The sequence below is a fragment of the Novosphingobium lentum NBRC 107847 genome (assembly GCF_001590965.1).
Taxonomy (GTDB): domain Bacteria; phylum Pseudomonadota; class Alphaproteobacteria; order Sphingomonadales; family Sphingomonadaceae; genus Novosphingobium; species Novosphingobium lentum.
Window position 1 is genome coordinate 66,162 of the sequence record NZ_BCTW01000009.1, and the last position, 12,030, is coordinate 78,191.

At 66.8% G+C, this 12,030-nt stretch carries 9 protein-coding genes; 5 read left to right on the top strand and 4 right to left on the bottom strand.

Going from position 1 to position 12,030, the window contains the following annotated elements; genetic code table 11:
* The first annotated feature begins 232 nt into the window (after nt 1-232).
* The 3 genes from NL2_RS09575 (at nt 233) to NL2_RS21160 (ending at nt 2,712) form a co-directional block, all read left to right on the top strand.
* Nucleotides 233-1,729, top strand: coding sequence for a hypothetical protein (locus NL2_RS09575; RefSeq protein ID WP_068074130.1), 1,497 nt, complete (start codon nt 233-235; stop codon nt 1,727-1,729).
* Nucleotides 1,730-1,837: 108 nt separating this feature from the next.
* Nucleotides 1,838-2,170, top strand: a complete 333-nt coding sequence (locus NL2_RS21155; protein WP_068074132.1) for a DMT family transporter — start codon at nt 1,838-1,840, stop codon at nt 2,168-2,170.
* Between the two features lie 116 nt (nt 2,171-2,286).
* Nucleotides 2,287-2,712, top strand: coding sequence for a CHRD domain-containing protein (locus NL2_RS21160; RefSeq protein ID WP_068074134.1), 426 nt, complete (start codon nt 2,287-2,289; stop codon nt 2,710-2,712).
* 747 nt (nt 2,713-3,459) lie between these two features.
* Here the strand turns inward: NL2_RS21160 and NL2_RS09590 are convergent.
* The gene (locus tag NL2_RS09590; RefSeq protein WP_068074136.1) at nt 3,460-4,677 is read right to left on the bottom strand and encodes an argininosuccinate synthase; all 1,218 of its coding nucleotides are present in this window, start codon (nt 4,675-4,677) and stop codon (nt 3,460-3,462) included.
* Nucleotides 4,678-4,795: 118 nt separating this feature from the next.
* Nucleotides 4,796-6,100: an SAM-dependent methyltransferase gene (locus NL2_RS09595; RefSeq protein WP_068074138.1), complete on the bottom strand. Its 1,305-nt coding sequence runs from the start codon at nt 6,098-6,100 to the stop codon at nt 4,796-4,798.
* Between the two features lie 291 nt (nt 6,101-6,391).
* Here NL2_RS09595 and NL2_RS09600 point away from each other — a divergent pair, with 291 nt between their 5' ends.
* Nucleotides 6,392-8,458, top strand: a complete 2,067-nt coding sequence (locus NL2_RS09600) for a S46 family peptidase (protein ID WP_068074140.1) — start codon at nt 6,392-6,394, stop codon at nt 8,456-8,458.
* Here the strand turns inward: NL2_RS09600 and NL2_RS09605 are convergent.
* The gene (locus NL2_RS09605) at nt 8,444-9,739 is read right to left on the bottom strand and encodes an SAM-dependent methyltransferase (protein WP_068074388.1); all 1,296 of its coding nucleotides are present in this window, start codon (nt 9,737-9,739) and stop codon (nt 8,444-8,446) included. The two genes, NL2_RS09600 and NL2_RS09605, sit on opposite strands and share 15 nt — an antisense overlap.
* A gap of 96 nt (nt 9,740-9,835) precedes the next feature.
* Nucleotides 9,836-11,083: a dual-specificity RNA methyltransferase RlmN gene (rlmN, locus tag NL2_RS09610; protein ID WP_068074142.1), complete on the bottom strand. Its 1,248-nt coding sequence runs from the start codon at nt 11,081-11,083 to the stop codon at nt 9,836-9,838.
* Nucleotides 11,084-11,318: 235 nt separating this feature from the next.
* Between rlmN and NL2_RS09615 the strand changes: the two genes are divergently transcribed.
* Nucleotides 11,319-11,993, top strand: a complete 675-nt coding sequence (locus NL2_RS09615; protein WP_068074144.1) for an outer membrane protein — start codon at nt 11,319-11,321, stop codon at nt 11,991-11,993.
* Nucleotides 11,994-12,030: the final 37 nt, after the last annotated feature.

A 12,030-nucleotide genomic window follows, 5' to 3' on the forward strand; every position in this document is an offset into this window, starting at 1 on the left:
GGGTCTGGTGTAACTGCCTGTCTCACTGTCATCCTGAACTTGTTTCAGGACCCATCCCTCCGCCCACGCGAAGCAAGAGGGTGCACACGCCTTTGCCGCGCGCGCTATTCGACGCTCCGCGCGTGCGGCACGATGGATGCTGAAACAAGTTCAGCATGACGATTTCCATTTTCCTACACGCCCCCACCCCGCTACACCCACCTGTTCCCTTAATGTTCCAAGGAGCAGGCGCATGGTTGATCGGGCTGATCGCGGTTTCGGGCGCGGGTGGGTGCCGGAGGAGCGGTTCGACGATGACTGGGGTGCGGCCTCGGCCCCCCGGATCAACAGCAGTGGCACCGGCAAGGCGCGCACCCAGACTACGGGTGGGGCAACGGGTGGGGCTGCGGGCGGGCGCAGGCGCAAGCCTTCGGCGCTGGAGCTGGAAGCGGCGGCCGATCCGTTCGGCGCGGCGGCGCGCGCGCTGGCGCATGAGGCCGAACTGCTGGGGCATGACGCTGCGGACGCCGATGCGCCGCTGACCGGCCCGCGCGCCGTGCCGCCGCCGGGGGACTGGCGCGAGCGGTTCCTGAGCGAGACCGATGCGGCGTTCAGGGGTGATGGCGCGGGCCCACCCCCGGCGCCTCCCGCAGGCGGGAGCGGGGACGATGCCGCGTCTGCGCCTCCCCCGGCGCGCCATGACGGGTGGACGCCGGCGCGGCAGGTGCGGTTTCTGGCAGCGCTGGCGCGCGGCGGCAATGTGCGCGTCGCCGCCGCGCGCGTCGCGCTGTCGGCGCAGGCGGCCTATGTCTTGCGCCGCCGCGATCCGGTGTTCGCGCAAGGCTGGGACGGGGCGCTGGTGCTGGCGCGCGAGGCGGCCGAGCAAGTGCTGGCCGAACGCGCGATCGACGGGGTGGTCGAGACGGTGTTCTATCGCGGCGAGCCGGTCGGCGCGAAACGGCGCTTCGACGGCAAGCTGCTGCTGGCGCACCTGGCGCGGCTCGATGCGCGCGCGGGCGACGAACTGGCCTGCGCCACCGCCGCGCGGTTCGACGAACTGCTCGCCGCGATCGCCGATGGCCAGACCGAGTGCGGCGAATATGCCGCGCAAGGCTGGCAACCGGCCACCCCGGCGCGGCCCGAATTCATCCACGATGCGCTGCTCGATTACTCCGACGCCTGCGCCGGGGCAGAGGATGGCGAGGGGGCGGAGCCGGACGGGGCGGGCGAGCCGGGTGACGCGCAGGATGGCCCCGAAACCGGGGATGACGATACCGGGGACGACGATCCGCGCACCGCGCAATTCCGCGCGGTGCAGGATGCCGCCGCCGCGACCTGGGACGCGCGCTTTGCCGCGGTGCTGGCGCGGGTGGATGCCATCGAGGCGGGCGGGGATGGTGAGGCGGACGGATGGGGGCCGATCGAGTTCAAGTCGTGCGATGCGGGCGGCGATCGGTCAGAGCGCGATGAAATCGCCCAAACTCCGTTCATGTCGAGCGAAGTCGAGACACGTCTTGCCACCACTGGATGTGGCGCAACATCCCTCGACTTCGCTCTGGATGAGCGGAGTGGGGGTGGATCCATCCAATTTCATCGCGATGTAGCGGGGGCTGGGCCGGTTCGGCGGGGGGCCGCGAACTTTGCGACCGGGTGTGTCAACTTCGTCAACTTCGCGGCGCCGGCCCGCGCGCGTTGGGGCCATTGGGGTGCTGATCAATGCGCCAGTGGGCGCGGGCGCGCGATGGGGTAGGTTCGCATTGCCGGCGGGGGCAGAGACGGGGGCTGCGCTCCGCACGGCTCCGCGCGGTCGATCCGGCGCGGGACCGTTCCCGCAGCGGCCGGACGGAGGGGATGTCCGATGACTGCATTGTCACCCAAAGTGCTGGGGCTGTTCGCTTTTCTGGTCGTGACCCAAGTGCTCGGCTCGTCGCTGCTGCCGCGCACCGAAGGCTTTCGCAACCCCGCCTGGACCGGCGCGTGCCTGGCCGTCTACCTCGTCTCGTTCTGGTCGCTGGCCGAACTGATCCGCGGCGGCGCGCCGCTGGGCACGGTCATCCCGTTGCTGGCGGCGGTGGTCCCGCTGGTGGTGATCGGCGTGGGCGTGACGATCTACCACGAACCGGCGTCGTGGGCGCGGATCGGCATCCTGTCGGTCGCCTGCCTGCTGGTGGGGTATGCCAGCACGGTGTGACGGGGCGCGGGTCGGGTTTGAAGTGCGGGCGGGGCGGGTGTAGCCTGCCGGGCGGAACGGGGGGTGCGAATCCGCCCCGTCCGTCCGGGACTGCGATGCTTTCGAGGAGATCCGTGATGAACCGTTTGTTGTCGTCGATGACCCTGCCGCTGGCCACGGTGCTGCTGCCGGCCAGCGCCCTGGCGGCGCCGGTGGTGCTCACCGCCACGCTGACCGGCGCGGCGGAAACCGCCGGCGGCGATGCCGATGGCGCCGGCACTTTCCGCGCCGAGGCCGATCCCGATTCGGGCGATTTCTGCTACAAGCTCACCGGCGACAAGATCGCCAAGCCGACCATGGCGCATGTCCACACCGGCGCGGCGGGCGCCGACGGCCCGCCGCTCGCCACGATCGACGTCACCGGCCCCAAGGACGACGAATGCGTGGCGATGGAGCCCGCCAAGATCAAGGACATCGTCGCCAATCCGGCCGGTTACTACGTCAACATCCACACCGCCGACTACCCCAAGGGCGCGCTGCGCGGCCAGCTGGCGAAGCAGTAGCGGGAGGCGTTATTGAGCGGAAGGCGGGGAATGACCGGAAAGTGGGGGAGCCCAACGAAAATGAGGGCCGGCATCGCTGCCGGCCCCCACGCTCGCCCACCACTGGCGGATTGCCACTTTGCCTGCACCGATGTCCGTGTGCGGATTGCCTTCGGGGCACGAAGCCCCTGGGCCGCTGCCGTCCGGGTTTTCAAGCCGTCGGGCCGCTATCCGCTTCGGTTCAACCGGCTGCCGGTCTTGCGACCGGCGCGGCGAAGCGCGTTTCACCGGCCTCTCGGCCTGGGGTTGGCGTCGATCTTTTTCCCGCAGCACCGCTCCTGCTGTCACGACACCTTGCGGCGCCTTTCGGGCAGACGGCCTTCCACGAGGAAAGGATCGCTTCGGTTCTGGTTTTCGGGCCTGTTCCGCCATTGTCAGGATGATCGAAATCATCCTGCCGACCGGCGTTCGAAAGTCCGCGTTCCATGGCCGTCCGGCACCAGCTTTTCCGTTGATTCTCTGGCCGTGAAGTTCGTGCCGGAACACGATTTTCAGGGCCGTTGAAGACGGTTGACTTGTACCGCATCGATGCGAAAATTTCGCTGTAAGTTCAGTGGTTTGCACCTCGATCTTCAGTTCGGTTTCTCGCTCCGACACAGGAATGCTGCGCTCTGTTGACGAGTCGTGCAAGCAGAAAATGCGCGCACTTATCCACAGGCAGTCCGATTGCGGTGGACAACCGTTTTGATGCGTTGATTCGAGTGGAATTTACCGGTCGCGCTGGGCCAGCAGGCGCAACCGCAGCGCGTTAAGGCGGATGAAGCCCGCCGCGTCCTTCTGGTCGTAGGCGCCGGCGTCATCCTCGAACGTCACGTGGCGCTCGGAGTACAGGCTGTCGGGCGATTTGCGGCCGACCACTTGCGCCATGCCCTTGTACAGCTTGAGCCGCACGGTGCCGTTGACCCCGGCCTGGCTGTGATCGATCGCGGCCTGCAGCATCTCGCGCTCCGGAGCGAACCAGAAGCCGTTGTAGATCAGCTCGGCATACTTGGGCATCAACTCGTCCTTGAGGTGCGCGGCCCCCCGGTCGAGCGTAATCTGTTCGATACCGCGATGGGCGCGGGCGTAGATTTCGCCGCCCGGCGTCTCGTACATGCCGCGGCTTTTCATGCCGACGAAGCGGTTCTCGACCAGGTCGAGCCGGCCGATGCCGTGCTTGCGGCCAAGCTCGTTGAGCGCGGTGAGCAGCGTTGCCGGGCTCATTGCCGTGCCGTTCAACGCCACGCCGTCGCCGCGTTCGAAATCGACCGTGATGTATTCGGGCACATCCGGCGCGTCCTCGGGGTTGACCGTGCGGCTATAGACGTAGTCGGGCACTTCCTCCCACGGATCCTCGAGCACCTTGCCCTCGGACGAGGTGTGCAGGAGGTTGGCGTCGGTCGAGAACGGGCTTTCGCCGCGCTTGTCCTTGGGCACGGGGATCTGATGCTGTTCGGCCCAGGCGATCAGCGCGGTGCGGCTGGTGAGATCCCATTCACGCCACGGTGCGATGACCTTGAGATCGGGCGCCAGCGCGGCGACGCCAAGCTCGAAGCGAACCTGATCGTTGCCCTTGCCGGTAGCGCCATGGGCGACCGCGTCGGCGCCGGTCTCGCGGGCGATCTCGACCAGCCGCTTGGAGATCAGCGGGCGGGCGATCGAGGTGCCGAGCAGATAGTCGCCCTCATAACGGGCGTTGGCGCGCATCATCGGGAACACGAAGTCGCGCACGAATTCCTCGCGCACATCGTCGATGTAGATATGCTCGGGCTTCACCCCCATCAGCACCGCCTTCTCGCGCGCCGGTTCCAACTCGCCTTCCTGGCCGAGATCGGCGGTGAAGGTCACCACCTCGCAATTATAGGTGACCTGCAGCCACTTGAGGATGACGGAGGTGTCGAGGCCGCCCGAATAGGCAAGGACGACACGCTTGATCGGCTCGGACATCGTGGGCAGGCTCCGGCAGGAAAAGGGCGCCCTTCCGGCAACGGAACGGCGCGCGCCGCCTAACAGCCCGCTTCCAACATCGCAACCGCTGGCGGTGCGTGCGGCAGTCCCGTTGGCGCTATTCTGCCGCCTCGCGCACGTCGGCGGCAAGGTGCCAGGCGGGCGCGACGTCGGCGGCGCGCAGGCGGGCGCTTTCCTCGACGATCCAGTCGCGCGTCATCGGAATGGCGTCGCGCCGCTTCACGTACTGGATCTGCCAGTTGACCAGCCCGCCGTAGCGGAACGCCTGCTGGGCGCCGGCGAGGTAGAATTCCCACATCCGGTAGAACCGCTCGTCATACAGCGCGGTGATCTCGGCGCGGTGCTGCTGGGTGCGGTTGTACCATTCCTCCAGCGTCAGCGAATAGTGGAAGCGCATCGCCTCGACATCGGTGACTTCCCAGCCGTACTTCTCGCTTTGCCCGACTAGTTCGGACAGCGCGGGAATATAACCGCCGGGGAAGATGTACTTGCGCGTCCAGGCGTCGGTCACCCCGGGCGGGCCGGCGCGGCCGCAGCAGTGCGAAAACATCACCCCGTCGGGCTTGAGCAGCCGCGCGGTGGTTTCGTAGAACGCGGGATATTGCGGCGTGCCGACATGTTCGAGCAGGCCGACCGAAGTGATCCGGTCGAACTGCCCGGTCACGTCGCGGTAGTCCATCAGCTCGAACTTCACGCGATCGCTGACCCCGGCCTGCACGGCGCGTTCGCGGCAGAATTCGATCTGGTCGGGCGCCAGCGCCACGCCCAGCACATCGACGTCGTAATGCTTGTGCAGGTACAGCGCGAGGCCGCCCCAGCCGCAGCCAATATCGAGCACGCGCTTGCCGGAGCTGGTGGCGCGGTCGAGATACAGCTTGGCGGCGATGTGCGCCTTCTTGTCGAGCTGCGCCTGTTCCAGGCTCATCGCCGGATCGCGGTAATAGGCCATGGTGTACTGGCGGTCCTCGTCGAGGAACAGCTCGTACAGCTGGCGGGTGAGGTTGTAGGTGTATTCGGCATTCCGGCGCGCCGAACGCTGGTTGTTGAAGCTGTCGATCTTGGCGGCGGTGCGATCGACCAGCTTGCGCAGCGGGCCCTTGGCGTTGAAATGCTTGTTGTGCTCGCCCTCGGCATTGGCGGCCACGAACAGGATCAGGTCGCGGATGTCGTGCGGGGGTTCGATTACCAGCCGCCCGTCCATGTACGCCTCGCCCGCGCCGACGCGGGGGTAGCGGGCGATGTGGTTTCCGGCGCCCTTGTCGGTCAGCCGCGCACGGATGGGGCCGCGCGAATCCATGCCTTCGGGTCCGGGGCCGAACGTGGCCACCTTGCCGTCATGATCGGTAATGATGAGCTGTCCTTTGCGGATCGCCCGGCGAAGCATCTGTTCAAGCAGCCACATGGGTGTGCAGACTATGGACGCAATCGAGTGTTGCAAGTCCAAATCGCAAGTCGAACCGGGGCGGGCCGGAGACGGGCGGAAAATCGGTTTCCTACAGGCGCCTGACGTGGCAGTCCTTGCGCCATGCCCGCCGCATGTAACCCGCACCAACGACCAAGCCGCCGCTTGCCCTTTGCGGGATGCGACGCGGCTTTTCGAAAAACGCCGGTGTCGTTTGCGCGCCGGGACCCGGACTGCCCGGCGAAGGGTGTGTAAACTTCGTCAACTTCGTTTCGTTTCAGGATCTTCGCCATGCGCATCAGCCTTCCGAATCTTCGCAACCTGCTGCTTGCCTCCGCGCTGCCGATGGCGGCGGCACTCAGCTCCGCCCCTGCGCTTGCCGACGAGGGGATGTGGACGTTCGATGCGTTTCCCGCCGAGCAGATGCGCAAGGATTATGGCTTTGCGCCCGACCGGCAATGGCTCGACCGGGTGCGCGCCTCGGCAGTGCGGCTGACGGGCGGCTGTTCGGCCAGCTTCGTGTCGCCGGCCGGGTTGATCCTGACCAACCATCACTGCGTCGTCGATTGCGCGCAGAACCTGTCGACGCAGGACAAGGATCTGGTCGCCAGGGGCTTCATCGCCGCCACCCGGACCGAGGAACGCAAGTGCCCCGGCCAGCAGGCCGAAGTGGTCACCGCGATCAGCGACGTCAGCGGCGCGGTCAAGGGCGCGATGGGCACGCTGGAGGGTGAGGCGCGGATCAAGGCGCGCGATGGCAAGATCGCCGAAATCGAAAAGGCCGGCTGCACCGATACCGCGACCACGCGCTGCCAGGTGGTGACGCTGTTCGGCGGCGGGCAGTACAAGCTGTACACCTACCGCAAGTATTCCGACGTGCGGCTGGTGTGGGCGCCCGAATTCCAGGCGGCGTTCTTCGGCGGCGATCCCGACAACTTCAACTACCCGCGCTATGCGCTCGATGCCTCGTTCCTGCGCGCTTACGAGAACGGCAAGCCGGTGAAAGTCGCCAGCTTCCTCAAGTGGAGCCCGCGCGCGCCCAAGGTAGGCGAGGCGACGTTCGTGGTCGGCAACCCCGGCTCGACCCAGCGGTTGTTCACGTCCGACCAGCTGGCGTTCCAGCGCGAGGTGTCGCTGCCGATCACGCTGGCCGTCTATTCCGAACTGCGCGGCCGGCTGCTCACCGCGATGGAGCAGAGCGCGGAGAAAAAGCGCGAGGGCGCCGACACGCTGTTCGGCATCGAGAACAGCCTGAAGGTGTTCATCGGCCGCCAGAAGGCGCTCAACGATCCCGGTTTCGTCAAGACGCTGGCCGACAACGAGGCGACGCTGAAGCAGCGCAGCGCGGGCAATGCCGCGATCGGCGATCCGTGGGGCGATGTCGCCAAGTCGGTGGGCGCCTACCGCGAGGTCTACCTGCCCTACCGCTTCATCAACCCGCAGAGCGACCTTTACGATTATGCCCACACGCTGGTGCGCGTCGCGATCGAGCGGACCAAGCCCAATGGCGAACGGCTGCCGGGCTACACCGATTCCGCGCTGCCGCTGCTGGAAAAGCAGTTGCTCGACGAGCGGCCGATCTATCCGTGGCTCGAACAGCTGCGATTGGAGTGGAGCTTTTCCAAGGCGCGCGAATATCTGGGCGCCGACGATCCGGATACCAGGCTGATGCTGGGCAGCGAATCGCCCGAAGGCCTGGCCGAACGGCTGGTCGGCGGCAGCACGCTGGCCGATCCGGCGGTGCGCAAGGCGCTGCTGGAAGGCGGAGAAGCGGCGATCGAGGCGTCGAAGGATCCGTTGATCGTTTATGCGCGGCTGATCGAGGCGCGTGACCGGGCGTTGCAGAAGCTGGTCGACGAGCGCTACCAGGGCCCGCTAAGCGCCGCCGGGGCCAAGCTCGCCGACGCACGCTTTGCCGCTTATGGCGACACGCTCTACCCCGACGCCACGTTCACGCTGCGTGTCAGCTACGGCAAGGTGCAGGGCTGGAAGGAACGCGGGCAGGAGGTCACGCCGGTGACCACGATGGGCGGCGCGTTCGAACGGGCCACGGGCAATGAACCGTTCGTGCTGGCCAGCGCGTTCACCGCCAACGCGGCGAAGATCGACAAGGCCACGCCGTACGATTTCGTGACCACCAACGACATCATCGGCGGCAATTCGGGATCGCCCGTGGTCGATCGCACCGGCGCGGTGATCGGCGCGGCGTTCGACGGCAACATCCACTCGCTGGGCGGCAACTATGGTTATCAGGGCGACGTCAACCGCACCGTGGTGGTCAGCACCGCTGCGGTCGAACAGGCGCTTGAGACCATCTATCCGGCGCCGGCGCTGGTCCGCGAGCTAAAAGGTCGCTGACCGTTCGAGCACGGGCGCAGGCCCGGCGGAGTGCTGGCGGGCAGTGCGAAAGCCGGCCTCGTTCGCGGCTATGTAGTCACGGGTCAGCGGCAGCGCCCAGCGCGAGCGGACGTACTGCAGCTGGAAGTTGACCAGCCCGCCATCCTCGAACGCGGTGGCGGCACCGGCGAGGTAGAACAGCCACATGCGGTAGAACCGCTCGTCGTAGACCTCCACGATGCGGCGCTTCTGCGCCACGCAGCGGCGATACCATTCGAGCAAGGTCTTGGCGTAGTGGACGCGCAGAATCTCGACGTCGGACAGCATCAGCTTGTTGGGCTCGCTCGCCGCCACGGTCTCGCTCAGCGCGGGGATGTAGCCGCCGGGGAAGATGTACTTGCGGGTGAAATCGTCGGTGGCGCCGGGCGGGTCGGCGCGACCGATGGTGTGCAGCAGCATCACGCCGTCGTCGGCGAGCAGATCGTGGCACTTGGCAAAGAACGCGCCGAAATTGGGAGCGCCGACATGTTCGAACATGCCGACCGAGACGATGCGATCGAACCGACCGCCATCTTGAGTTCCGGGCACGTCGCGGTAGTCGGTAAGCCCGAACGTGACTTTGTCCGCCACGCCTTCCCGGCTCGCCCAGGCCTTGGCGTAGGTGATCTGCTCCTTGCTCAGCGTCACGCCGTGCACTTCGACCCCGGCGATGCGGTGGAGATGCAGCGCCATCCCGCCCCAGCCGCAGCCGATATCGAGCACGCGCATCCCCGGCTCCAGCTGCAACTTGGCGGCGATGTGGTCCATCTTGGCGATCTGTGCGGTGTCGAGATCGGTGACCCCGTCCTCCCAGTAGGCGCAGCTGTACTGGCGGTTGGCGTCGAGGAACAGGTCGTAGAGCCGGTCGTCGAGATCGTAGTGGTGCGCGACGTGGGCGCGGGCGGCGTTGCGGCCATTGAACTGGTCGAGCCGGCTGGCGATCAGCTTGGTGGTGCGATGCAGCCAGCCCGGCGGATCGATGTCGCCGGGCTGTTCCCACGGCGTGTTGCGACGGATGAACCGGATGAAGTCCATGATGTCGCCGCCCTCGATCTCGACGCGGCCGTCCATGAACGCCTCGCCCATGCCGATGCGGGGGTGGAGCGCCAGGAAGCGCGTGACCTTGGTGTCGTTGATCCGCAGCCCCAGGTCGGGCCAACCGGGCTGCGCCACCCCGTAGTGCCAGGTGCGGCCCGACGGTTCATGAACCGTCAGCGTGCCGTGCCGGACCAGCCGCTTCAGCGTCCGGTCGAGAAGGTGCATGGACATGGCCAAATCTCCCGTCGCCAGAATTCGCGACGAAAACGCAGACGGCCGTCCGGCGTTCCCGCCGCTCGCAAACTGTCCCCTGCGCCGCGCTCAGTCCAGCGCGGCCTGCTTTTCCTCGGCCAGCCGGTCGAGCTCGGCGCGGCTCTTCTTTTCCGCCGCCGTCTTGAGCTGGCCGCAGGCGGCGTCGATGTCGCGACCGCGCGGCGTGCGCACCGGTGCGCTGATGCCGCCGTCGAACACGATCTGGGCAAACGCCTTGATCCGTTCGGGGCTGGAACATTCATACGGCGCGCCGGGCCAGGGGTTGAACGGGATCAGGTTGACCTTGGCCGGCAGGCGGTATTGCTTGATCAGCCGCACCAGTTCGCGCGCGTCGGCATCGCTGTCGTTCTTGCCGTCAAGCATGACATACTCGAACGTGATCCGCCGCGCGTTGGAGGCGCCGGGGTAATCGGCGCAGGCCTGGAGCAGTTCCTCGATACCGTACTTGCGGTTGATCGGCACGATCTCGTCGCGCACGTCCTTGTTGGTGGCGTGGAGCGAGACCGCCAGGTTCACGCCGATTTCCTCGCCGGCGCGGGCCATCATCGGCACCACGCCGCTGGTCGACAGGGTGATCCGCCGCTTCGACAGCGCCAGCCCGTCGCCGTCCATCACCAGCTTGAGCGCGTCGCGCACATGCTCGAAATTGTAGAGCGGCTCGCCCATGCCCATCATCACGATGTTGGTCAGCAGGCGCCCGTCGGAGGTGTAGTCGCTTTCGCTTTCCTCCTCGGCGACGTCCATCCGGCCCTTGGGCCATTCGCCCAGCGCGTCGCGCGCCAGCATGACCTGGCCCACGATCTCGCCCGGGGTCAGGTTGCGCACCAGCCGCATCGTGCCGGTGTGGCAGAACCGGCAGTTGAGCGTGCAGCCGACCTGGCTCGACACGCACAGCGTGCCGCGATCGGCGTCGGGGATGAACACCATCTCGAAGTCGTGCGCGTCGGCGGTGCGCAACAGCCACTTGCGCGTGCCGTCGGTGGAAACTTGCGCCTCGACCACTTCGGGCCGGCCAATCACGAACCGCTCGGTCAGCCACGGCCGCATCGGCTTGGCGATGTCGGTCATCGCCTCGAACTCGGTCACGCCGCGATGGTACAGCCAGTGGTACACCTGCCGCGAGCGCAGCTTGGCCGCCTTGGCATCGAGCCCGGCCTCGGCGAACAGCGCGGCGATGGCGGCGCGGGGCAGGCCGATCAGATCGACGCGGCCATCGTCGCGCGCGGTGATCGCATCGCGGGGTACGGTCACGGGATCGACGTGGCCGGGAATGGTCATCAGGGAGGTGGCGCTCATCGCCGCGATATAGGCAGCCGCGCCCCCAAGCGCAAAGGATACGCGCGAACGGCGCGCTCATCGCCGGGTTCCCGCCGCCGGTCGGCTTGAAAGCCGCGCTCCATCGCAACGATGTTGCAGAAATACATCAACTTTTTCGTTGTGTGAGGTTCATGAAACCAGCCGCGCTCCCAGCCATTCTGAGGGTCCTGTCGGGTCGCAAAGCCGACAGCATAATGGTTGATTGGAGTATTTTATGAAGACGATTCTCGCGATCCTCGCCGCCGGCACTGCGCTGGTGGCCGTTCCCGCGATGGCGCAAGGCGCCCCCGACGATGCCGGCTCAACCTTCACCGGTCCGCGGGTTGGCGCCATCATCGGCTACGACAAGAGCAAGTCGGGCAGCAGTGTCGACAACGATGCGTTGCGCGACCGCGACCAGTCGATCGATGGGCTGCTGTACGGCGGCGACATCGGTTACGACGTCCCGCTCGGCCAGAACCTGCGGCTTGGTGCAGAAGCCGAACTGACCGGCAGCACCGCCAAGGTGAACAACGCGGTCAACGCCGCCAGCTTCAACCTCGGTCGGGTGAAGGCGGGCCGCGACATCTATGCCGGTGCGCGCCTTGGTTACGTCATCTCGCCGCGCACGATGCTCTACGTGAAGGGCGGCTACACCAACGCGCGGTACAATCTGCTCGGCACCGACGGCACCACCAACCTCAACCAGCGGCTCGACACCGATGGTTACCGGGTGGGCGCGGGCGCGGAAATGGCGCTGAGCCGCAACGCCTATGCCAAGGTGGAGTACCGCTATTCGAACTACCGCCGCGCCGAGTTCGATTTCAACGGGCAGACGCCGGACAGCAGCCGCTTCCGGATCGACACCGACCGTCACCAGGTCGTGGTCGGCGCGGGTGTGCGCTTCTGATCGGGCGTTGCGTCTGACGATCAACTGACGAACGGCG

Coding starts and splice junctions, on each gene's coding strand:
- NL2_RS09600 (WP_068074140.1), top strand. CDS start 6,392: ATGCGCATCAGCCTTCCGAATCTTCGCAACCTGCTGCTTGCCTCCGCG.
- NL2_RS09605 (WP_068074388.1), bottom strand. CDS start 9,739: ATGCACCTTCTCGACCGGACGCTGAAGCGGCTGGTCCGGCACGGCACG.
- NL2_RS09590 (WP_068074136.1), bottom strand. CDS start 4,677: ATGTCCGAGCCGATCAAGCGTGTCGTCCTTGCCTATTCGGGCGGCCTC.
- NL2_RS09595 (WP_068074138.1), bottom strand. CDS start 6,100: ATGTGGCTGCTTGAACAGATGCTTCGCCGGGCGATCCGCAAAGGACAG.
- NL2_RS21160 (WP_068074134.1), top strand. CDS start 2,287: ATGAACCGTTTGTTGTCGTCGATGACCCTGCCGCTGGCCACGGTGCTG.
- rlmN (WP_068074142.1), bottom strand. CDS start 11,083: ATGAGCGCCACCTCCCTGATGACCATTCCCGGCCACGTCGATCCCGTG.
- NL2_RS09575 (WP_068074130.1), top strand. CDS start 233: ATGGTTGATCGGGCTGATCGCGGTTTCGGGCGCGGGTGGGTGCCGGAG.
- NL2_RS09615 (WP_068074144.1), top strand. CDS start 11,319: ATGAAGACGATTCTCGCGATCCTCGCCGCCGGCACTGCGCTGGTGGCC.
- NL2_RS21155 (WP_068074132.1), top strand. CDS start 1,838: ATGACTGCATTGTCACCCAAAGTGCTGGGGCTGTTCGCTTTTCTGGTC.